The organism is Yokenella regensburgei (assembly GCF_003634235.1).
Taxonomy (GTDB): Bacteria; Pseudomonadota; Gammaproteobacteria; order Enterobacterales; family Enterobacteriaceae; genus Yokenella; species Yokenella regensburgei.
Window position 1 is genome coordinate 412,488 of record NZ_RBIZ01000003.1, and the last position, 22,657, is coordinate 435,144.

Below are 22,657 nucleotides of genomic sequence, written 5' to 3' on the forward strand. Positions count from 1 at the left end.
CCCCCTTAAAGTTAAGGGGTGCTTATTAAGTTAACCAGGCGTCTTATTCTGCTTTTTTCCCTTCACCCCAGTATTTTTGCTTGCTGGTCTTGCCAATGCCCGGGTTCATGCTGTTTGTTGGGTCATTTTCGCGATAAAAGTGTTTTAAACTGTCTGCGGCTTCATACAGGTGCCCAACGTTGTGTTCTGCCGGGTATTGCGCTCCACGCGCACGCAGTAGCGCCAGCATTTGCTCCTTCAGCTCATGTGCATCGACGCCTTTTTTCACGATGTAATCCTGATGGAAAACGTGACACATAAAGTGACCGTAATAGAGCTTGTGTACCAGTTGGCTGTCGATTTCCGGCGGCAGATGCTCAAACCACTCGGTGTCGTTACGACGCAGGGCGATATCAAGTGCCAGAATGTCTTCCACGTCGTCGGCGTGTACGGCCTGGTAACGGATGGCGGCACCCGCGGCGGCAAAACGATGTAAAAAGGCTTTGCTGCCTTCTTCGCTGGTACAGGTGAAGAAATTACCTTCCGCGCTGCCAAAGAATTCCGTCAGCCAGTTTTTGGCCTCGCTGATGCCATCACCGGCCATCTTCAGCAGCAAATGATGCTCATATTTGTCACGGTACTCTTTCATTCGCGGCGGCAGGTGCCCCGGGAAGATGTGCCCGACTTTTTGCATGAACCGATCGGTAAAGTGGGGTTTAAACAGCGACACTTTCTCGAGCATCGCATCCGCGCGCCCCTTCAGGGTGAAGAAGAACGGCATTTTGTCGGTGCCGAGCTTGTCGATCATCAGGAAGGTGTCTTTGCCGTACTGCTCGGCCACATCGTAGATGTCGCGGTGCATATACTCGCCTGCTACTGGCAAATTAGCGAAGTTAGCCAGAATATGACGGCGGATCTCAGTCAGCACTTCCGGGTGGTTGGTGCCAATGTAAAACACCTGCTGGTTTTTTTCTGCCGGGAAGGTGTCCAGGCGGGCGGCAAAAACCGCCAGTTTCCCGGCGCAGCCGGAAGACTCAAACAGACGGTCCGGGTCCGCGTTGTAGCGCGCCGGGGTATCGGCATCCACGTCGCGCACGCGGGTGACGTAATCGTGATCGTGGGCATGGCGGCCATCGTGCAGCACGTTGCTGTCCTGTACGCGGTCGTCGTCAAGCTTGCTCAGAATTTGTTCCGGTGTCTCACCCAGTTCAATCCCCAGATGGTTAACCAGCTGTAATTTGCCCTGTTCGTCGATACGTGCAAACAGCGACATTTCGGTATACGCCGGGCCGCGCTGCACCAGCGAGCCACCGGAGTTATTGCATACACCGCCAATCACCGAGGCGCCAATACAGGACGAACCAATGACCGAATGCGGTTCCCGGCCAAACGGCTTAAGCGCTTTTTCCAGCGAATAGAGCGTGGTACCCGGAAACGCCAGGACCTGTTCGCCTTTATCCAGCAGGTGCAGTTTATCGAGGCGCAGGGTGCTGATAATCACGATGTCGCGGTCGTAGTCGTTGCCGCTTGGGGTGGAACCTTCCGTCAGACCGGTATTCGCCGCCTGCATCAGGATAATTTTGTCAGCATTCACGCAGGCATTCAGTACCCGCCAGAGTTCCAGTAGCGAACCGGGGAAGACCACGGCCAGCGCCTCGCCCTGGCCTGAACGGAAGCCTTTACGGTAGCGCTGAGTTTTAGCCGGATCGGTAAGCAGGTGAGCATGGCCTACCAGGCGTGAGAGTTCAGCCAGAAATGCGCTGTTATCGGTTTGAATGTTAGATGACATCTTCCCACTCCTTGTGGTGAGCGAATTTACCGCCCCTAAGCATAGCGCTTTGTATGATAAATTGATGCTGAAATGTTGCGAAAAAAATTAAGAAGATATCCTTTGCATTCTGTTCGCCACACGGCCAGGCTTGTGGCAAACTGCGGTTTTTCAAGTGTTTTCGCCGCTGATCCGGCCTCGAAAAGAGAGTACTAAAAATGAAATGGCTATGTTCTGTAGGCGTTGCCGTTAGCCTGGCGATACAGCCCGCTCTGGCTGACTCCCTGTTTGGCAATCATCCGCTGACGCCGGAGGCCCGCGACGCGTTCGTCACTGAGCTTCTGAAAAAGATGACCGTGGATGAGAAGATTGGTCAGCTGCGCCTGATAAGCGTCGGGCCGGATAACCCGAAAGACGCTATCCGCGAAATGATTAAAGACGGGCAGGTAGGGGCGATTTTTAATACCGTTACCCGCCAGGATATTCGAACCATGCAGGATCAGGTGATGCAGTTGAGTCGCCTGAAAATTCCTCTGTTCTTCGCCTACGATGTGATCCACGGTCAGCGCACCGTCTTCCCGAACAGCCTGGGGCTGGCTTCCTCCTTTAACCTCGACGCGGTGAAAACCGTCGGGCGTGTTTCCGCTTATGAAGCAGCAGACGATGGCCTGAACATGACCTGGGCACCGATGGTCGATGTCTCGCGCGATCCGCGCTGGGGCCGCGTTTCAGAAGGTTTCGGTGAAGATACGTATCTCACCGCTATCATGGGTAAAACCATGGTCGAATCGATGCAGGGTAAGAGCCCGGCAGACCGCTACTCGGTGATGACCAGCGTGAAGCACTTTGCTGCCTACGGGGCCGTAGAAGGTGGTAAAGAGTACAACACCGTCGATATGAGCCCGCAGCGCCTGTTTAACGACTACCTGCCGCCGTATAAAGCGGCGCTTGATGCCGGCAGCGGTGGGGTGATGGTCGCCCTGAACTCGCTCAACGGTACACCGGCGTCTTCGGACTCCTGGCTGCTGAAAGATGTCCTGCGTGACGACTGGGGCTTTAAGGGCATCACTATCTCCGATCACGGGGCGATTAAAGAACTCATCAAGCACGGTACGGCCTCAGATCCGGAAGATGCGGTGCGCATCGCTTTAACCTCCGGCATCAACATGAGTATGAGCGACGAGTACTACAGCAAATATCTGCCGGGGCTGGTGAAGTCTGGCAAGGTCACCATGGCCGAACTGGACGACGCGACTCGCCACGTGCTGAACGTGAAATATGATATGGGTCTGTTCAACGATCCGTACAGCCACCTTGGCGCGAAAGAGACCGATCCGCAGGATACTAACGCGGAAAGCCGTCTGCATCGTAAAGAAGCGCGTGAAGTGGCGCGCGAAAGCCTGGTACTGCTGAAAAACCGTCTGGAGACGCTGCCGCTGAAGAAAAACGCGACCATCGCCGTGGTGGGGCCGCTGGCGGATAGTCAGCGCGACATGATGGGCAGCTGGTCAGCGGCCGGGGTTGCCTCGCAGTCAGTGACGCTGCTCACCGGGATCCAAAACGCGGTGGGAACGGAAGGTAAGGTTCTCTATGCCAAAGGCGCTAACGTCACCAACGACAAAGGTATTGTCGAGTTCCTGAATCAGTATGAACCTGCCGTTGTTGTCGACCCGCGTTCACCGCAGGCGATGATTGATGAAGCGGTGAAAGCCGCGAAGCAGTCTGATGTGGTCGTCGCGGTGGTTGGTGAAGCGCAGGGTATGGCGCATGAAGCCTCCAGCCGCACCGACATTACCATTCCGCAGAGCCAGCGTGATTTGATTAGCGCGCTGAAAGCGACAGGTAAACCGCTGGTGCTGGTGCTGATGAACGGGCGTCCGCTGGCACTGGTGAAAGAAGACCAGCAGGCCGATGCGATTCTGGAAACCTGGTTCGCCGGCACCGAAGGCGGTAACGCCATTGCCGATGTCCTGTTCGGTGATTACAATCCGTCCGGTAAGCTGCCAATGTCCTTCCCGCGTTCTGTCGGGCAGATCCCGGTGTACTACAGCCACCTGAATACCGGCCGTCCGTACAACCCGGAAAAACCGAACAAGTACACTTCACACTACTTCGACGAGGCAAACGGACCGCTGTACCCGTTCGGTTACGGTCTGAGCTACACCACGTTCACCGTTTCAGATGTGAAAATGTCTGCACCGGTGATGAAGCGTGACGGTAAAGTGACCGCCAGCGTTGAAGTGACCAATACCGGCAAACGCGAAGGTGCGACGGTTATCCAGATGTATATTCAGGACGTGACCGCCTCCATGAGCCGCCCGGTGAAACAGCTGCGCGGTTTTGAGAAGGTCACCCTGAAACCGGGTGAAACCCAGACCGTGAGCTTCCCGATTGACGTAAATGCGCTTAAGTTCTGGAACCAGAGAATGAAGTTTGCCGCAGAGCCGGGCAAGTTTAACGTCTTTATCGGCGTTGACTCCGCCCGCGTGAAGCAGGGCGAATTCGAACTGCAGTAATGTTATATTCCCTCCGGGATAATGGTTGTCCCGGAGGGAATAAACAAAAAAAGCGATCTTTATTTATTTTTATTGTGTCATTGTACATTATCTGTTTTAACTCATTTCAGAATAACGCGAAATAACAGTTGGCGTTATTAGTCGAAATGATTAAATGGACATGTAATAATGGGCGATATTATTTATTTATCCCTGCGCGGCGCGCAGCAGGGAACTATTTCTGCCGGTTGTGGTAGCGCAGAGTCCGTTGGCAATCGCTATCAGCAAAGCCACCCGGATGAGATCTTTGTCTTCAGCCTGCAACAGGAGCAGCGGCACGGTGCGCAGGGGATGCTCACCTTCTGCAAAACCCTCGATAAAAGCTCGCCGCTGTTGGCTCAGGCGATCAACAATAACGAAAGCCTGAGCCTGAATTTTGATTGCTATCGAATTAACCGCAGCGGCCGCTGGGAAAAATATTATCGTATTGAGCTGAGTGATGCTTCAATTCAACATATTGGTAGTCATATTCGAGAGAATAATATTGAATATGAATATATCACTGTGGTTTATAAATATTATCGCTGCCAGCACCTGACCGGCGGTACGGAACATTCGACGCTGGTAACGCCGGTGAATTATAAACCGAAAGCGCCTGTACAAAAGGCGCTTTCGGAGAAAAGAAAAATCACGCTGACGCTAGGCTTCTTTTTTGACGGCACCGGTAATAACGCGGTGAATACCCGCAACATGCTGGCGGCGGCGACGGCAAGCCATTTTGCAATTGATGACCCTGACGCAATCAGCATTCTTGAGCGCAATGCGAAGCTGCAGTTCGGCCTGACCGGCAGCGATGCCACCAGCTACAAAGGCTACTACACGAATATTCACTGGCTGCATGAGTTGTATATGAAGCAGTTTCCTGGTGACAGCCGCGTGGCTCAGTGAGCTATCTATATTGAAGGGATTGGTACCCGGGCAGGGGAGGCGGACAGCCAGATAGGGATGGGGCTGGGGATCTCCGATACCGGAGTGATTGCCAAAACCGATGATGCGGTAAAAGAAATCGTTTCGGCCCTTCAAAAGGTGAGAAACACTCTGGATGGACAGTATGAAATAGCCGCCCTGCAGTTCGATATCTTCGGCTTCAGCCGCGGAGCCGCCGCTGCCCGTCACTTTGCCAACCGCGTGCAGGGGGAAGACGAGGCTATCATTGCCGCCATTCGTCAGGGGATGGGACAAACTCTCTACCACGGCGCTCCGGCGGGGAAAACGCGCTTTATCGGCCTGTTTGATACCGTCGCCGCTATCGGTACTCCAGCGAACGGGCTTAACCCGCACAGCGCCGACACCGGCGAGGTCAATATCCGCCTGCGTCCCGGGGTAGCGGAGGCGGTTTTTCACATCACCGCCGGGCACGAGTGTCGGTTCAACTTTGCCTCCAACAGCGTGCGCCCGGCGTGGCCGGAGCTGGTGCTCCCCGGTGCCCATTCGGATATCGGCGGCGGCTACCTGCCACAGGAGCGGGAGAACCTGTTTCTGACCCGCCCGGAGGTGGAGACGGTGCCCCTCGGCGAGCCCGGCGAACAGACCCGGGCGTACCGGCGGGCGATGGCGCAACTGCGTACGCTGGAAGCGTCACCCGTCATCGCGCCCATTATCCGCAACAACGAGATAACTCCGGAGGTATGGGTGGACGCGCACGGTGCACCTGACAGCCACGGGCAGCGCCAGCAGCGCAGCTATGCTGCCCTCACGCTGCGCCAGCGGGTGGTGCGTAACGACTGGGCGAAGGTCACTCTGCGGGTGATGCTCGAGGCGGCGAAGGCTTCCGGCGTGGCGTTCAACGATATCAGCTCCAGTCATCTCGGGTTGGATCTGCCCGCCGAGATGCGGCCGCTGGTTGATAAAGTACTGGCTGAGGGGAGGGCCGTTCGCTGCGGGCGACGGGAGCTTAACATCACCCCCGAGGAGCTGGACATGCTGGCCGCGCGCTATATCCACTGCTCGGCGAACTGGAATGCGGTTCAGCTTAACCCGGCCGGTGAAATTAGCGGCGGTGCGGCGGTGTCGGAAACCATCGGCTTTGTGAATCGCCCGGATGAGCACTGGCGGCGGACGGTCTACAACATGGAGGGGAAACGTAATGAAAAATAGAGGATTACTGGCGATAACGTGTCTGGTGCTGCTGGCAGGCTGTCAGGCCAGTGCGCCGCAGCCGCTGCAGTCCCGGGAGGCTGCTGAGGGTGACTGGAAGCTGCCGTATGAATACTGGCAGTTTATGTTTTTCACTCCGTTCGCGCTGTATGCCGATGTGACCGTCGTTCAGATTATCGACGTGGATGGCTATCTGAATCGTTTTTATACCCTGGATTCCACGGATACCGATCCTAAAGTAAAGGGGACCTGGAGTAACTATAGCCGTGGTGCGCTGATGGCTTTCAACAAGGCGAAAAGCCTGCCGCAGTACATGATGTTCTGCTGGGACTCGATTATCGATAAGAAAACCTACGAAACCAGCATCGTCTTCTCGCCGGAAATCTGGCGGCGGATGAAAACACCGGCGGAACATCTGGACTATGACGGTCATACGGTCTGGTACGATACGCTGGCAATTGGCCTGGCGCCGGAGGGCAAAGTGCGTCTCTGGCTACAGGATGTGGGCAATCACCCTAATATCCCCATCACGCCGAATAAAATCATCACCCGCAGCGGTAAAGAGATGAAGTTTTGCCAGGGGATAACCAATTACCCCAACGGTTATAGTTACTTCGGTGAAACGCCAGAGTACATCAAGGGTAAAACCTATCCTTATGGGAGCTGGTAATCATGTTGAAAATAGCCACTTATCTGCTGGTTGTGTTGTTGACAGGCTGTCAGGCCAGGGCACCGCAGCCGCTGCAGTCCAGGGAGGCGGCGGAGGGTGGCTGGAAGCTGCCTTATGATGAATGGTATTTCTATTTTTTTACACCGTTTGCGCTGTATGCTGATGTAACCGTTGTTCAAATTATCGATGTGGATGGCTATCTCAACCGCTTTTATACCCTCGATACCACGGAAAATGATCCCAATGTGAAAGGGGCATGGCCAGACCGTAATCGTGCTCCTATGATGAATTTTAATAAGGTAAAAAGCTTACCGCAGTACATGATGTTCTGCTGGGACTCGGTTATCGACAAAAAAACCTACGAAACCAGCATCGTCTTCTCGCCGGAGATCTGGCAGCGGATGAAAACACCGGGCGATCATCTCACCAGGGCGGGAGATATTGCGCTGTATAAAAAAATACTGATTGGTCTGGCTCCGGGGGGAAAAGTGCGTCTCTGGCTGCAGGAGTACGGCGATTATCCCAATATCCCCATCACGCCGAATAAAATCATCACCCGCAGCGGCAAAGAGATGAAGTTTTGCCAGGGTATTACCAGTCACCCCAACGGCTACACCTATTTTGCTGAAACGCCGGAGTACATCAAGGGTAAAACTTATCCGTACGGGAGCTGGTGAAATCACTTGCTGATTCAGATAATCCCCCAAACTCCTGTTAAGCGACGCGTTTTCGTCTACGCTTTTCATTCAAGATGATGAAAAGAAGCATAAATCACGAGGATGAGCGAATGGGGATGGCAAAAGGTTTGGCGGCAGCTGTCGCACTTCTGGCAGCGGTAACGCTGCCGTTGCAGGCCGCAGAGCCGGTGAAAGTCGGCTCGAAAATTGACACCGAAGGCGCACTGCTCGGCAATCTCATTTTGCAGGTGCTCGACAGCCACGGGGTGAAAACGGTGAACAAAGTTCAGCTTGGCACAACCCCGGTAGTGCGCGGCGCCATTACCTCCGGCGAGCTGGATATCTACCCGGAATACACCGGCAACGGTGCGTTTTTCTTTAAGCAGGAGAACGACCCGGCGTGGAAAAATGCCGAGCAGGGCTACGAAAAAGTGAAAAAACTCGACGCCGAGCAGAATAAACTGGTCTGGCTGACGCCCGCGCCGGCAAATAACACCTGGACCATTGCGGTACGCCAGGATCTGGCGCAGAAGAACAAACTGACGTCGCTTGCCGATCTCAGCCGTTATCTGCAATCGGGCGGCAAGTTCAAGCTGGCGGCCTCGGCGGAATTTATCGAGCGTACCGACGCGCTGCCGGCGTTTGAAAAAGCCTATGGCTTCAAGCTCAGCCAGGATCAGCTGCTTTCGCTTGCGGGTGGTGATACGGCGGTGACTATCAAGGCGGCGGCCCAGCAAACGTCGGGAGTCAATGCGGCGATGGCTTACGGCACCGACGGTCCGGTGGCGGCGCTTGGCCTGCAAACGCTGACCGACCCGAAAGGGGTACAACCCATTTATGCTCCCACTCCGGTAGTGCGCGAAGCCGTACTGAAGGCGTATCCGCAGATGGCCGAATGGCTGAAGCCGGTGTTTGCCAGCCTCGATGAAAAAACGCTACAGCAGCTTAACGCCAGTATTGCCGTCGAAGGTCGTGATGCGAAGAAGGTCGCGGCTGATTATCTGAAGCAAAAGGGACTGGTAAAGTAACAGGACAGTGACGATTTCATGCCATAACCGGGTAGCCGTGCTGCTGGTGGTGATTGCCATCGCCGCCGCCGCGCTGCCCTTCGTCAACTATGCGCCAAACCGGCTGGTGTCCGGCGAGGGGAGAAGCCTGTGGGATATCTTCTCCTTTAACCCCGTCATTTTGCTGGTCGCCCCCATCGTTTTCCTGCTGTTGACCCTGAGCGCCGAACGCTGGGCGACGGGGCTCACCCTGCTACTGGCCGAGCTATTATTTATAGCGCTGTTCTGGGGGGCGGGGCAGGCGGCAGAGGTGCTTGCAGAGTCAGGAACACCGCTTGCGCGAACGTCGGCAGGAAGTGGTCTGTGGCTATGGCTGGCATTGCTTTTACTGTTGGGGAACGAGGCGATTCGCCGGCTGACCGACAACACGCTGTGGCGCTGGCTGCTCAATGCACAGGTGTGGATTGTTCCCTGTTTGCTGCTATGGTCGGGCAAACTCAACGCGCTCTCTTTGCTAAAAGAGTACGCCAACCGGCAGGAAATTTTTGATAACGCACTGGCGCAGCATCTGACGCTGCTGTTCGGTACGTTGCTGCCAGGTCTTATTATCGGCATCCCGCTGGGGCTGTGGTGTTATCGGCGAACCGCGCGGCAAACGCCGGTGTTTACCGTGCTCAATATCATTCAGACCATCCCTTCGGTCGCACTCTTTGGCCTGCTGATCGCGCCGCTCGCCGGGCTGGTGCAGCATTTTCCGGTGCTCGCAAAATTCGGGATTGCCGGTACCGGGCTGACGCCGGCGCTGATTGCGCTGGTGCTTTACGCGCTTCTGCCGCTGGTGCGAGGGGTGGTTGCGGGTATGCAGCAGGTCCCGGGCGATATTCTGGAGAGCGCAGTGGCGATGGGCATGAGCCCGCGCCAGCGCTTCTGGCAGGTTCAACTGCCGCTGGCGCTGCCGGTACTCCTGCGCAGCCTGCGGGTGGTGGCGGTGCAAACCGTTGGGATGGCGGTGATTGCCGCGCTGATTGGCGCGGGTGGGTTCGGTGCGTTAGTGTTTCAGGGGCTGCTCAGCAGCGCGCTGGATCTGGTGCTGCTGGGCGTGATCCCGGTGATTGCGCTGGCGGTGGTAACTGATGCGATTTTTAGCCTGTGGATAGCGCTGCTGAAAGGAGAACGCCGTGATTGAATTTGAAAACGTGAGCAAAGCGTTTGCCGGGCAGGCCGCGGTAAAAAACCTCTCATTAGATTTGAAAGAGGGGGCCTTCTCGGTGCTTATCGGCACCTCGGGATCCGGAAAGTCCACCACGCTGAAGATGATCAATCGACTGGTGGAGCACGACAGCGGCATTATTCGCTTTGCCGGGGAAGAGATCCGCCAGCAGCCGGTGCTCGAGCTGCGGCGGCGCATGGGCTATGCCATTCAGTCTATCGGTCTGTTCCCACACTGGACGGTGGCGCAGAATATTGCCACGGTACCGCAATTGCAAAAATGGTCGCGCGGAAAAATAGACCAGCGTATCGATGAACTGATGGCGTTGCTGGGGCTCGAAAGCGCGCTGCGCGACCGCTATCCTCATCAGCTCTCCGGTGGGCAACAGCAGCGCGTGGGAGTGGCACGGGCGCTGGCGGCAAATCCGGAAGTGCTGCTGATGGATGAACCTTTTGGCGCGCTGGATCCCGTCACCCGCCAGGCGTTGCAGCAGGAGATGAGCCGCATCCACCGCTTACTGGGACGAACCATTATCCTTGTGACCCACGATATCGACGAGGCCCTGCGGCTGGCGGACCATCTGGTGCTGATGGATAACGGCGAAGTCGTGCAGCAGGGCACGCCGCTGGAAATCCTCACGCATCCGAAAAATGAATTCGTGCGCACGTTCTTTGGTCATAGCGAGCTTGGCGTGCGGTTGCTGTCCCTGCGTGACGTCGGTGAGTATCAACACCGGGGGGAATGGACGGAGGGGGAACCGCTCAGCGAAGGAATGACCCTGCGAGACGCGCTCTCAGCGTTTGTTGCCCAGCAGCGGCTGACGCTGCCGGTGCTGGATGCAGAGGGAAACCCCAGCGGCACGCTGCATTTTGCCGATCTGCTGTGTGAGGAGGATCCGCGTGAAGCGATTCGCTGATCCGCTGCCCTGGCTGGTGGCTCTTTTTATCGGCCTGCTGCTGTGGCTACCGCACAGCGAGCCGCTCTTTCACTCACTGTTCCCGGAGCTGCCGCGCCCGCTGTATCAGCAGGAGAGTTTTCTCCTGCTGACGCTGTCCCATTTCTGGCTGGTCGGCGTCTCAAGCCTGGTGGCGGTGGTGCTGGGCGTTGGGGCAGGCATCTTCGTTACCCGTCCGGCAGGGCGTGAATTTCGAACGCTGGTGGAAACCATTGCCGCGATGGGGCAAACCTTCCCGCCGGTGGCGGTGCTGGCGGTGGCGGTGCCGGTGATGGGGTTTGGTCAACAGCCTGCGATTATTGCGCTCATTCTTTACGGCGTGCTGCCAGTCCTGCAGGGGACGCTGGCGGGTTTTGCGGCGGTGCCGGAAAGCGTCACCAGCGTGGCAAAAGGGATGGGAATGAATGCCTGGCAGCGGCTGGTGAAGGTAGAATTACCGCTTGCAGCGCTGGTAATGCTTGCCGGGATACGGACCTCGGTCATTATCAATATCGGCACCGCTACCATCGCGTCGACCGTAGGGGCGAGCACGCTGGGAACGCCGATAATCATTGGCCTGAGCGGATTTAATACGGCTTATGTGGTGCAGGGGGCAATTCTGGTGGCGCTTGCGGCAATTATTGTCGATCGCGCGTTTGAACGTCTTAGTCGCCGATTCAGCCGATACCGCCACGAACAATAAACGAGTAGCCCGCGAGCATCACGCCGCTAATGCCACCGATAGCCATCAGCGCGAAGAGGGTGATTACAGCGATTTTTGCGGGTTTCATAGCAGGCTCCTTATGTTAAGGGTGTTATTGTACTATGAAAATTTGGTAAAAAGGACGCCTTCTTCACGAACCGAGCGGATAGATCTGGTAACCGTTTTCCCGCCACTGGCCGATCTGCTGTTTTTGTTGTGCAGACGGCGATTCACCGCACCACACCAGTAACGTCTTTCCGTCGAAGTTCTCCGGTTTCAGTTGACTGAGCGAATGGGCGAGTACATCCACCCGCCAGCCCTGTTCGGTTGCCATCCAGCCCTCAAGCCACAGCCGGGTGGTATCGTTAATATTCCAGCCGAGCACCAGCGCGTCTTTGCCGCCTTTCTTGTGAGCGCCGCTCAGGCAATAAGCCACATGATTGATGAGCATGCCGTCGAGCATGCTCAGCATGACCTGGAGCGGGGCCTGCTGGCACTGGAGACGACGGCGGAGCGGGACGAAAAGGTGGGTAACGAGGGTTTGTGCCGGATATTCACGCCCGCGCTCTTTGAGCCACAGGCGAAGACGGTTGGTATTGCCGTTCTGCAGCCAGGTCACCATCATCTCCTGCTGCTCCAGCCAGCCAGACTGCTGTGCCTTTGCCGCTTCATTCAGCAGCGACTTGACCTTACTGACCTGTACACCGGTTTCTATCCAGCGCTTGATCTCGCGGATCCGGTCGATATCGTCTTCATTAAACAATCGATGGCCGCCATCCGTACGCTGCGGTTTTAACAAGCCGTAACGGCGCTGCCAGGCGCGTAAGGTAACAGGATTGATTTCACAGAGCAGAGCCACTTCACCGATCGTGTAAAGCGCCATAGATTTTACCCTTGCACATGCACCCACAATAACTGTAGCCAGAAAAATGCGAACCAGGAAAAATTGTCGATTTTTGCCGCCTGCTAGTTCGAAAAGTGGAGAAGATCGAATAAAAAAGCGTGATCTTACCTGCGTTTTTGCGTTTTTATGCCCCGCTTCAAAGAAAGTTACAGCCTGTCAGGGTATGTTACGCGCATTCGGAAGTTGTTTGGTTTGCGGGTATGTACGAGTTTAATCTGGTGTTGCTGCTTCTCCAGCAGATGTGCGTCTTTCTGGTCATCGCCTGGTTGATGAGTAAAACCCGACTCTTCATACCGCTGATGCAGGTTACCGTGCGCCTGCCGCACAAATTACTGTGCTACGTCACCTTCTCCATTTTCTGTATCCTCGGCACCTATTTCGGCCTCCATATTGAAGACTCTATCGCCAACACCCGGGCGATTGGTGCGGTGATGGGCGGTCTGCTGGGTGGCCCGGTCGTGGGCGGTCTCGTCGGACTGACCGGCGGTCTGCATCGCTATTCGATGGGGGGGATGACGGCGCTGAGTTGCATGATTTCGACCATCGTCGAAGGACTACTCGGTGGCCTGGTACACAGTATTCTTATCCGTCGCGGGCGTCCTGATAAGGTGTTCAGCCCGTGGACCGCAGGCGCGATTACGCTCGTCGCCGAGCTGGTGCAAATGCTGATAATCCTGCTGATCGCCCGCCCGTTTGATAATGCGTTTAATCTGGTGCAAAGCATTGCGGCTCCGATGATGGTCACCAACACCGTCGGGGCAGCGCTGTTTATGCGAATTTTGCTGGATAAGCGCGCGATGTTTGAGAAATACACTTCGGCATTTTCAGCGACGGCGTTGAAAGTGGCGGCGTCCACCGAAGGGATCCTGCGAAAGGGCTTCAACGAAGAGAACAGCATGAAGGTGGCACAGGTGCTGATTAAAGAGCTGGATATCGGTGCGGTGGCGATAACCGACCGCGAAAAGCTGTTGGCCTTTACCGGTATTGGCGACGATCACCACCTGCCGGGTAAGCCCATTTCTTCCGAGTGGACGCAAAAGGCGATTGATAGCGGCGACGTGGTCTATGCCGACGGTAACGAAGTGCCATACCGCTGTTCGATTCAGCCAAACTGCAAGCTCGGTTCGACGCTGGTTATCCCGTTGCGCGGCGAAAACCAGCGCATTATCGGCACCATCAAACTGTATGAGGCCCGTAATCGGCTGTTCAGCTCTATCAACCGTACGCTGGGCGAGGGGATAGCCCAGCTGCTGTCGGCGCAAATTCTCGCCGGGCAGTATGAGCGGCAAAAAGCGCTGCTGACCCAGTCGGAGATCAAGCTGCTGCATGCGCAGGTGAACCCACATTTTCTGTTTAACGCGCTCAATACCCTGATGGCGGTGATCCGCCGCGACAGCGAGCAGGCGGGTCAACTGGTGCAGTATCTCTCCACCTTCTTTCGCAAGAACCTCAAGCGACCTTCAGAAGTGGTGACGCTGGCGGATGAGCTTGAGCACGTGAATGCCTATTTGCAGATTGAAAAAGCGCGCTTTCAGTCGCGGCTGCAGGTGCGGCTTTTTGTGCCTGACTCACTGGCCCATCATCAGCTTCCGGCGTTCACCCTGCAGCCTATCGTCGAGAATGCTATCAAGCACGGAACTTCGCAGCACCTTGGGGTCGGTGAAATTACCATTCAGGCGAGCCAGCACGACCGCTACCTGCAGCTTGATATTGAAGATAATGCCGGATTATATCAGCCCACCACCAATGCCAGTGGGCTGGGGATGAACCTGGTGGATAAGCGCCTGCGCGCACGTTTTGGCGATGACTGCGGCATTACCGTCACCTGTGAGCCCGAACGCTTTACCCGAATCACCCTGCGACTGCCCCTGGAGGAACACGCATGCTGAAAGTGTTGATTGTTGATGATGAGCCATTAGCACGGGAAAACTTGCGTATCCTGCTCCAGGCGGAGAGCGACATCGAGATAATCGGTGAATGTGCTAACGCCGTGGAGGCTATCGGCGCCGTGCATCGTCTGCGCCCGGACGTGGTGTTTCTCGACATCCAGATGCCGCGTATCAGTGGTCTGGAAATGGTCGGGATGCTCGATCCTGAACACCGCCCCTATATTGTGTTTCTCACCGCCTTTGACGAGTACGCGGTGAAAGCCTTTGAGGAGCATGCGTTCGATTACCTGCTGAAACCCATTGAATCCTGCCGTCTGGAGAAAACCCTGACCCGACTGCGCCAGGAGCGCAGCCTGCAGGATATCTCGCTGCTTGAAGAGCACCAGCAGGCGCTGAAGTTTATTCCCTGCTCCGGGCACAGCCGTATCTGGCTGCTGCAAATGGAGGATGTAGCCTTCGTCAGCAGCCGTATGAGCGGTGTTTATGTGACCAGCAGCGAAGGGAAGGAGGGATTCACCGAGCTGACCCTGCGCACGCTGGAGAGTCGTACTCCACTTCTGCGCTGCCATCGCCAGTATCTGGTGAATATGGCGCATCTGAAAGAGATCCGGCTTGAGGAAAATGGTCAGGCGGAGCTGCTGCTGCGCGCCGGGCAAACCGTGCCGGTGAGCCGTCGCTATCTGAAAAGCCTGAAAGAGGCGATAGGGTTATAAGCTGTGATTAGTATTCAAGGGGCAGCTCTCGGTTTATTTCCGTCAGGATACCGTTGACCACTGAGATATAGCCCCCTTTTTTAAGGCTGGCCAGCAGCATATGAATAGTCGACGGGCTTAAATGTGAACGCTCTTGAATGAAAGACGCAATGGTGATATTCAGTTCAGAATACCGAGGGTAGCTGTTGTACTCGAGTATTTTGTTTCTCACAATCGTGTAGGCATTCACACCATATAATTGCGCATCTCTGGCGGCAAGCATCTGTGCATTCCAGGCGACAAATGTTGCGATTTCCTGCCATAAACCCAGAGAGGTAATGAGTCCAGACATTCTCTCGCGATCGATTCTTATCACCTCACAGGCATCCAGCGTTTTAGCGAGATGATATTCGGTGCTTATCAGAAATTCAGTGATCCCGATTATATGCGGGGCTTTCCCGGTCGCGATAACCATCCCGTCGCGGCGAACAATATTGCAGTGGCCTTTCGTTATTAGCCAGACTGGAAACCCGGTCATATCACCTTTTTCGAGCAGGGTATTAGCGGGAACCGTCATGGCAACTCCCTGAGGACTCAGGATCTGAATAAGTTGCTCAATTAACGCTATTGGTTTTTTATCATTTATCACCGAATAGATTGTTGAACGTTTACTTCTGAACATGCGGTTAACCTGCGGCGATAATGAACATGGCATTTATTATAGGCTTAAAAATGGCGGGCTCCTTGCCGGTAATCGCTATCGCTATGACGCGTCTACCAACTCCAGGAGGCGCCAACACTAACCTGCCAGGGGTCTTCTTTATTGTCCCCTTTAGCGTAGTTAGCCCCGGCCCAGACATGCAGTGATTTAGCGAGTTTGATTTCAGTACCGACGCCGACGATACCTTTCCTTCCATGATTGCTGTCGTTAATACCGACATCATTGATATTGATTTTATTGCTGTTTTCCGTTTCATTGGCGACAGCAAAGTGCAGATAAGGGCGAACCTCGGTGTTATGAACGTTCAGAGTCGTACCCATATTCACTCCGCCTTCAACCCGCAATGATTTATAACGGCTGTCTTTAGCATGCAAACCGTTATCCAGCTTGTAATTCACGCCGTTGTAATGAATAGCGGATACTCGGGCGTAGGGTTCAACAAAAAGCGTATCGTTCTGCCAGTGCCAGCCAGCTTTCAGGGTACCGCCATAGCCGTTGTTACTGTAATCGCCATGAGAATGACCTCCATCGGTGGAAATAACGTCCATGCTGTTGTTCAGATGCTCGGCTTTAAGGGTGGCATCAAAGAACAGGCCATTATTCATTCGGTAAGAACCATACAAAGCCCCGCCGTAGCTGTTCGTATTCGTTCCTGAGTTGCCTGCATCGTGCATGTTATTATTGGAGTCCCCCCGCATTACGGCTGCCCCAAACAGAAGGTTCCCGCTGGCCAGCGGAATACGTTTGTCGGCGCCGACCATAAAACCCTGAGTGGTTTGATCAAAACTGCTGCTTGCCTGATTCATACTCTGACGGTGGTTACTGCCGTAGTAGCTGCCCCAAACGCCCTCACTGTCGCTACGGCGTTCGCTATCCATACGCAGCAGCAGAGCATCTTCTTCGTCATACCACAGGTTAACCGCGGCGGCGCGGGTATCGACGACGGCCTGTGAAGCGGTAGAGAGCGTCGGACGCGGGGTAGCGTTGTTATCCGGTGTGGCATCGCCCTGGTCAGGATCGGGTACCGGATCTGGTGTCGGAGTGGGGTCAGGCTCCGGTGCTGGGGTTGGGTCTGGCGTTGGATCAGGATCCGGGTCCGGGGCAGGCGTGGGGTCTGGTGTGATGGTGTCGAGCACGACGCTGACTGACCCATCAGTATTGGCAACGGCTGCCGTGGTATAGCGGTAAACGCCGACATCCGTCTGCAGGCTATTAAAGGTGGCGCCTGATGCATCATTGACGTGCATCACCTCATCCCCGGTCATATCACCGGCAGCGCCGCTGGTGGCAGAGGAAACGCCTACGCTAAAGCTCCCGGTGGCGCTGCCGGCGGTCAATAGCCTGGCGGCACTGGTGCTCGGATCCCATGTGGTATAGATACTGGCAGGGCCTGCATCGAAAGCCGTATCGCTTGCCAGTGAATTGACAGAAACATTCCCTCCCTCCATGACAATGGCACTACCGTTGGTCATGGTGATGTCATTGACGACAGAGTCACCGGTGGTGGTCCAGACGGCGCCGTTGCTGAGATTAAGGTTGAGTGCACCCGTCTCTTCATCGGCATACGTCACGGCACCTTGCCATGAGGAGGAATCCATACTCACGCTCTGGTTAGCCGCAGACGCCTGATGGATATTGCCGGTCAGTGTGGATTGGCTGAAGGAGAGTGAAGCGGTATCCCTTGAGCTGATATCGAGCGCATTGGTGGTACCAGAAATGACGGCACCGGAAGCGCTTATGTGATTGTTTGAACCGTACACCCCGAGTGCGGTATCACCTGAAACCACGGCACCGTTAGCAATAGACACGGTTTGATCGGAGCCAGCTAAATTAATGCCATACTGCTCACCGCTCACCAGAGTGCCGTCACCGTCAATGGCGATAACATCTCCGACATTTTCTTCACTAATATAAATGCCCGAACCCTGGCTAATGACATGCGCACCGTTAAAAACGTTAATGGTCGAGTCGTGACCGTAATAATTGGCGGTGATACCGGCATTTCCCCCTGCGACCAGAGTTCCTTCATCAGAAATGTTGACGGTATTGTTATCCATGGTGACAGTGATACCCTCGCCGCCACCCAGTATTTGAGCTCCGCTGTCGACAGTAATATGGGTATTTGAATTGAGCGCATATATACCGTCGTAACCATCCAGCACCGCTACGGTAGCACCATCAGAAACCGTTACTGTCTGATTTAACCCGCCGAGCAAAATACCGTCTCCGGCGGTAGCGGTTACTACGCTACCAGAGCCGCTGACCAGAATCGTTGAGCCAATGGATTTGCTGGTGGTATCAATACCGACTTCTCCTGATATTTTTGCGCCATTAGTGATTGCGAGAGCACTGTTAGCAGCATTCAGGTATATGCCGTTACCTTCGGCATTTATTTTGGTATCAACACCGTCAACGGTGACCTGCGCATTGCTTCCACCTACCGCAATGCCGTTGCCGGTCACATTTATCACTGAGCCATCATTGAACGTGAGAGTCTGATTTTTCCGCTTTAAGCCAATGCCATCGCCGCTGGCTTCAATGACGGTGCCGGCAGTAAAAGTATACTCTTCATTATCGTCATTAAGGGATTGAGTATCAGTAAAAATCTCATCGGAGAAGGTATCTTCCGCCATCGCATTAACGGCAGAAAATGCACTTAACACCATGATGGAGATAATGCTTTTTTTGAAGTTTATAGCCATGATAAATACCGCTAATTTGTTAACTATTAAATGTCATTTTTATTTCCATGCATAAATTATGATGGGAGTTGTTTTGTGATGTATTAACGACACGAGTTCATATTGATTGTTTTTATTTTATGTGTTTGGGTGATGATTTCTATAAATAGTTACCTCCGATTTCAGAGTCTATTTTTATTAACCTTGAATCCTTTTTTGCAACATGAATGTCAATAAAAGAGGTGAATGCCCCGGTAATGAGGTAAACTACGCTTTTGGCCTTTTACAGAATTCAACATGCTGAGTAACGATATAATCCGCGCCCTGCGCTATGCACTGAAAACCAACAACGAAGGGCTGGCACGTCTGTGCGCGCTGAGCGATACCGACGTCACCGCCGCGCAGTTCACACCGTGGCTGCTGAAAGAAGAGGAAGAGGGGTTTCAGCGCTGCCCGGATATCGTGCTGTCGGCGTTGCTGAACGGTCTGATCTACGACAAACGCGGTAAAGACGAAAGCGCACCGCCGCTGGCGCTGGAGCGTCGGGTGAATAACAACGTGGTGCTGAAGAAGCTGCGTATCGCGTTTATGCTCAAAACTGACGATATTCTGGCTATTCTCACCGAGCAGAAATTCCGTGTCTCAATGCCGGAAATCACCGCCATGATGCGCGCGCCGGAGCATAAAAACTTCCGCGAGTGCGGCGACCAGTTCATGCGTTATTTCCTGCGCGGGTTGACCAACCGGGTGCATAACGCGAAGCCCTGAGTATTTGCCGGGTGGCGGCTTCGCCTTACCCGGCCTACAAAACCCGCAGGCCCGTGCAAGCGTCGCGCCGCCGGGCAAAAAAAAGCCGGATTTTAATCCGGCTTTTTTATTTACTTCACCTGCTGACCCGGCTGCGCACCGTCATCCGGGCTTAACAGGAAGATATCTTTCCCGCCAGGGCCTGCGGCCATCACCATCCCTTCAGAGATGCCGAAGCGCATTTTACGCGGCGCCAGGTTGGCGACCATCACCGTCAGGCGGCCGATCAGCGGCTGCGGATCCGGATAGGCTGAACGGATACCGGAGAAGACGTTACGCTTCTCACCGCCGATATCCAGCGTCAGGCGCAGCAGTTTGTCAGAACCTTCGACGAATTCCGCGTTTTCAATCAGCGCGATGCGCAGATCAACTTTGGCGAAATCATCAAAAGTGATGGTTTCCTGAATCGGGTCGTCCGCCAGCGGACCGGTAACCGGCGTTGCTGCGGCTTTCACTTCTTCTTTTGAGGCTTCAACCAGCGCTTCGACCTGTTTGACATCGATACGGTTATACAGCGCCTTGAAGGTGTTGACCTTGTGCGCCAGCAGCGGCTGCTGAATGCCGTTCCAGGTCAGTTCGGTATTCAGGAATGCTTCAGTACGTTCGGCAAGCTGCGGCAGTACCGGCTTGAGCCAGGTCATCAGCACGCGGAACATATTCAGACCCATGGTGCAGATGGCCTGCAGGTCGGCATCGCGGCCTTCCTGTTTCGCGACAACCCACGGTGCCTGCTCGTCGACATAGCGGTTGGCCACGTCGGCAAGCGCCATGATTTCACGTACCGCTTTACCGAACTCACGGCTTTCCCAGGCTTCGGCAATGGTGTCCGCGGCATCAACAAAGGTCTGATACAGCGCCGGGTCTGCCAGTTCAGCAGCCAGCACGCCGTCAAAGCGTTTGGCAATAAAGCCAGCGTTACGCGAGGCCAGGTTAACCACTTTGTTGACGATGTCAGCATTCACACGCTGAATGAAATCTTCCAGGTTCAGGTCGATATCATCAATGCGGGAGGAGAGCTTCGCCGTATAGTAGTAGCGCAGGCTGTCGGCATCCAGGTGCTTGAGCCAGGTGCTGGCCTTGATGAAGGTACCGCGAGATTTGGACATCTTCGCGCCGTTCACCGTTACGTAGCCGTGAACAAACAGGTTGGTCGGTTTACGGAAACCGCTGCCTTCCAGCATGGCAGGCCAGAACAGGCTGTGGAAGTAGACAATGTCTTTGCCGATGAAGTGATACAGGTCGGCATCAGAGTCTTTCTTCCAGTATTCGTCGAAGCTGACGGTGTCGCCGCGCTTGTCGCACAGGTTCTTGAAGGAACCCATGTAGCCAATCGGCGCATCCAGCCAGACGTAGAAATATTTGCCCGGTGCGTTCGGGATTTCGAAGCCGAAGTACGGCGCATCGCGGGAGATATCCCACTGCTGCAGGCCGGATTCGAACCACTCCTGCATCTTATTCGCCACCTGCTCCTGCAGCGCGCCGCTGCGGGTCCACGCCTGCAGCATTTCGCTGAACGACGGCAGGTCGAAGAAGAAGTGCTCGGAATCACGCATCACCGGCGTCGCGCCGGAGACGACGGATTTCGGGTCGATAAGCTCGGTTGGGCTGTAGGTTGCGCCGCACACTTCGCAGTTATCGCCGTACTGATCCGGAGATTTACATTTCGGGCAGGTGCCTTTGACAAAACGATCCGGCAGGAACATGCCTTTTTCCGGATCGTAGAGCTGAGAGATAGTGCGGTTCTTAATAAAACCGTTCTCTTTCAGGCGACCATAAATCAGCTCGGACAGCTCGCGGTTCTCGTCGCTGTGCGTCGAGTGGTAGTTGTCATAGCTGATATCAAAGCCAGCAAAATCGGTCTGATGTTCCTGACTCATTTCGGCAATCATCTGCTCTGGGGTGATCCCCAGCTGCTGGGCTTTCAGCATGATAGGTGTGCCGTGAGCATCGTCGGCGCAGATGAAGTTTACCTGGTGGCCGCGCATTCGCTGGTAACGGACCCAGACATCAGCCTGGATATGCTCCAGCATGTGGCCGAGGTGGATGGAACCGTTGGCGTACGGCAGTGCGCACGTTACCAGAATTTTTTTCGCGACTTGAGTCATAGTGGATTTTACTTCTTTGAGTTGTGAAAAGGGCTTCCGATATTACCAAAAGGGCCATTATTAAGTAAGCACAAACCGTACCCTTTCAGGTAAACTTGTCGCACAGGCTTTTCTACACAATAACAAAGGAGTCGGGATGAGTTCACAATCCCAGGCCAGAACCCCTGAGCGTCTGCGCGCGATGGTTGCCGGTCAGCTTTCTAATTTTCAGCACCCCACCCTGAAGCACAATCTGACCGCCCTGAAGGCGCTGCACCACGTGGCGTGGCTTGATGACACCGTGCATATCGAAATCCAGATGCCATTTGCATGGCACAGCGGTTTTGAGGAGCTGAAAGAGCAAACCAGCGCCGATCTGCTGCGTATCACCGGGGCTAAAGCTATTGACTGGAAGCTGTCGCACCACATTGCCACCCTCAAGCGCGTGAAAAACCAGCCTGGCATCAATGGTGTTAAGAACATCATCGCGGTGAGCTCCGGCAAGGGCGGCGTCGGGAAATCTTCCACGGCGGTGAACCTGGCGCTGGCGCTGGCGGCAGAAGGGGCAAAAGTGGGCATCCTTGATGCCGATATCTACGGTCCGTCCATTCCGATGATGATTGGGGCTGAAGGCAGCCGCCCAACGTCACCCGATGGCACCCACATGGCGCCAATCATGAAGTTTGGCCTCGCCACGAACTCCATCGGTTACCTTGTCACCGACGATAATGCCATGGTCTGGCGCGGCCCGATGGCCAGTAAAGCGCTGATGCAGATGCTGCAGGAAACCCTGTGGCCGGATCTGGATTATCTGGTACTGGACATGCCGCCAGGCACCGGTGATATCCAGCTGACGCTGGCGCAAAACATTCCGGTAACCGGCGCTGTGGTGGTTACCACGCCGCAGGACGTGGCGCTGATCGACGCCAAAAAAGGCATCGTGATGTTTGAGAAAGTGGAAGTGCCGGTACTCGGCATCGTCGAGAACATGAGCATGCACATCTGCAGCAACTGCGGTCACCATGAGCCGATTTTCGGCACCGGTGGCGCCGAGAAGCTGGCGCAGCAGTACCACACCCAACTGCTGGGGCAAATGCCGTTGCACATCAGTCTGCGTGAAGATCTCGATAACGGGACGCCGACGGTTATCCACCGTCCGGACAGCGAATTTACCGCAGCCTATCGTCAGCTTGCCGGGCGTATTGCCGCGCAGCTGTACTGGATGGGGGAAGTTATTCCGAGCGAAATCGCCTTCCGCGCGGTGTAAAAAACAGAGGTG

19 protein-coding genes are annotated in these 22,657 nt (G+C 55.0%); 13 read left to right on the plus strand and 6 right to left on the minus strand.

The window, feature by feature from the left end; all coding sequences use genetic code 11:
* Nucleotides 1-43: 43 nt before the first annotated feature.
* Nucleotides 44-1,768 carry a D-lactate dehydrogenase gene (dld, locus tag C7387_RS02025; protein ID WP_120815922.1) on the minus strand — a complete coding sequence of 575 codons (1,725 nt, stop codon included), beginning with the start codon at nt 1,766-1,768 and terminating at the stop codon, nt 44-46.
* Between the two features lie 197 nt (nt 1,769-1,965).
* On the opposite strand from dld, the gene bglX reads away from it, so the two are divergent.
* The 9 genes from bglX to C7387_RS02065 all read left to right on the plus strand — a co-directional run bounded on the left by bglX (nt 1,966) and on the right by C7387_RS02065 (nt 11,600).
* Nucleotides 1,966-4,263, plus strand: a complete 2,298-nt coding sequence (bglX, locus tag C7387_RS02030; RefSeq protein WP_120815923.1) for a beta-glucosidase BglX — start codon at nt 1,966-1,968, stop codon at nt 4,261-4,263.
* Nucleotides 4,264-4,431: 168 nt separating this feature from the next.
* Nucleotides 4,432-5,190, plus strand: coding sequence for a type VI secretion system tube protein TssD (gene tssD, locus C7387_RS23295; RefSeq protein WP_338067440.1), 759 nt, complete (start codon nt 4,432-4,434; stop codon nt 5,188-5,190).
* 57 nt (nt 5,191-5,247) lie between these two features.
* Nucleotides 5,248-6,399, plus strand: a complete 1,152-nt coding sequence (locus C7387_RS23300; protein ID WP_338067441.1) for a T6SS phospholipase effector Tle1-like catalytic domain-containing protein — start codon at nt 5,248-5,250, stop codon at nt 6,397-6,399.
* The gene (locus C7387_RS02040; protein ID WP_120815924.1) at nt 6,389-7,069 is read left to right on the plus strand and encodes a DUF2931 family protein; all 681 of its coding nucleotides are present in this window, start codon (nt 6,389-6,391) and stop codon (nt 7,067-7,069) included. The genes C7387_RS23300 and C7387_RS02040 overlap by 11 nt, the downstream gene beginning before the upstream one ends.
* Before the next feature lie 2 nt (nt 7,070-7,071).
* Nucleotides 7,072-7,746 carry a DUF2931 family protein gene (locus C7387_RS02045; protein WP_120815925.1) on the plus strand — a complete coding sequence of 225 codons (675 nt, stop codon included), beginning with the start codon at nt 7,072-7,074 and terminating at the stop codon, nt 7,744-7,746.
* 116 nt (nt 7,747-7,862) lie between these two features.
* Complete coding sequence (osmF, locus tag C7387_RS02050; protein WP_420855487.1) at nt 7,863-8,774, plus strand: glycine betaine ABC transporter substrate-binding protein OsmF; 912 nt, start codon at nt 7,863-7,865, stop codon at nt 8,772-8,774.
* Between the two features lie 7 nt (nt 8,775-8,781).
* On the plus strand, nt 8,782-9,939 hold the full coding sequence (locus tag C7387_RS02055; RefSeq protein ID WP_120815927.1) for an ABC transporter permease: 1,158 nt from the start codon (nt 8,782-8,784) through the stop codon (nt 9,937-9,939).
* The gene (locus tag C7387_RS02060) at nt 9,932-10,879 is read left to right on the plus strand and encodes an ABC transporter ATP-binding protein (RefSeq protein ID WP_120815928.1); all 948 of its coding nucleotides are present in this window, start codon (nt 9,932-9,934) and stop codon (nt 10,877-10,879) included. The genes C7387_RS02055 and C7387_RS02060 overlap by 8 nt, the downstream gene beginning before the upstream one ends.
* Nucleotides 10,863-11,600 (plus strand): ABC transporter permease, encoded by a 738-nt coding sequence (locus C7387_RS02065; RefSeq protein WP_120815929.1) that lies wholly within the window; start codon nt 10,863-10,865, stop codon nt 11,598-11,600. Before C7387_RS02060 ends, C7387_RS02065 begins: the two co-directional genes overlap by 17 nt.
* Here C7387_RS02065 and C7387_RS02070 read toward each other — a convergent pair.
* Nucleotides 11,575-11,688, minus strand: coding sequence for a protein YohO (locus C7387_RS02070; protein WP_071777548.1), 114 nt, complete (start codon nt 11,686-11,688; stop codon nt 11,575-11,577). The genes C7387_RS02065 and C7387_RS02070 overlap by 26 nt on opposite strands.
* Nucleotides 11,689-11,751: 63 nt before the next feature.
* Nucleotides 11,752-12,483 (minus strand): HTH-type transcriptional regulator MlrA, encoded by a 732-nt coding sequence (mlrA, locus tag C7387_RS02075; protein ID WP_120815930.1) that lies wholly within the window; start codon nt 12,481-12,483, stop codon nt 11,752-11,754.
* Nucleotides 12,484-12,704: 221 nt separating this feature from the next.
* Here mlrA and C7387_RS02080 point away from each other — a divergent pair, with 221 nt between their 5' ends.
* Both C7387_RS02080 and btsR read left to right on the plus strand, forming a co-directional pair.
* Complete coding sequence (locus tag C7387_RS02080; RefSeq protein ID WP_006820819.1) at nt 12,705-14,393, plus strand: sensor histidine kinase; 1,689 nt, start codon at nt 12,705-12,707, stop codon at nt 14,391-14,393.
* On the plus strand, nt 14,387-15,106 hold the full coding sequence (btsR, locus tag C7387_RS02085) for a two-component system response regulator BtsR (RefSeq protein ID WP_006820818.1): 720 nt from the start codon (nt 14,387-14,389) through the stop codon (nt 15,104-15,106). The genes C7387_RS02080 and btsR overlap by 7 nt, the downstream gene beginning before the upstream one ends.
* Nucleotides 15,107-15,113: 7 nt before the next feature.
* On the opposite strand, the gene C7387_RS02090 is transcribed toward btsR, so the two are convergent.
* Together C7387_RS02090 and C7387_RS02095 are read right to left on the minus strand one after the other, a co-directional pair.
* A complete protein-coding gene (locus tag C7387_RS02090; protein ID WP_158592512.1) occupies nt 15,114-15,767 on the minus strand; it encodes a helix-turn-helix domain-containing protein in 654 nt (217 codons plus the stop codon).
* A gap of 92 nt (nt 15,768-15,859) precedes the next feature.
* A complete protein-coding gene (locus tag C7387_RS02095) occupies nt 15,860-18,508 on the minus strand; it encodes an autotransporter outer membrane beta-barrel domain-containing protein (RefSeq protein ID WP_120815932.1) in 2,649 nt (882 codons plus the stop codon).
* A gap of 276 nt (nt 18,509-18,784) precedes the next feature.
* Between C7387_RS02095 and C7387_RS02100 the strand changes: the two genes are divergently transcribed.
* Nucleotides 18,785-19,255, plus strand: coding sequence for a YehS family protein (locus tag C7387_RS02100; protein ID WP_006820815.1), 471 nt, complete (start codon nt 18,785-18,787; stop codon nt 19,253-19,255).
* A gap of 110 nt (nt 19,256-19,365) precedes the next feature.
* On the opposite strand, the gene metG is transcribed toward C7387_RS02100, so the two are convergent.
* Nucleotides 19,366-21,399, minus strand: a complete 2,034-nt coding sequence (metG, locus tag C7387_RS02105) for a methionine--tRNA ligase (RefSeq protein WP_006820814.1) — start codon at nt 21,397-21,399, stop codon at nt 19,366-19,368.
* 136 nt (nt 21,400-21,535) lie between these two features.
* Between metG and apbC the strand changes: the two genes are divergently transcribed.
* Nucleotides 21,536-22,645, plus strand: a complete 1,110-nt coding sequence (gene apbC / locus C7387_RS02110) for an iron-sulfur cluster carrier protein ApbC (protein WP_120815933.1) — start codon at nt 21,536-21,538, stop codon at nt 22,643-22,645.
* Nucleotides 22,646-22,657: the final 12 nt, after the last annotated feature.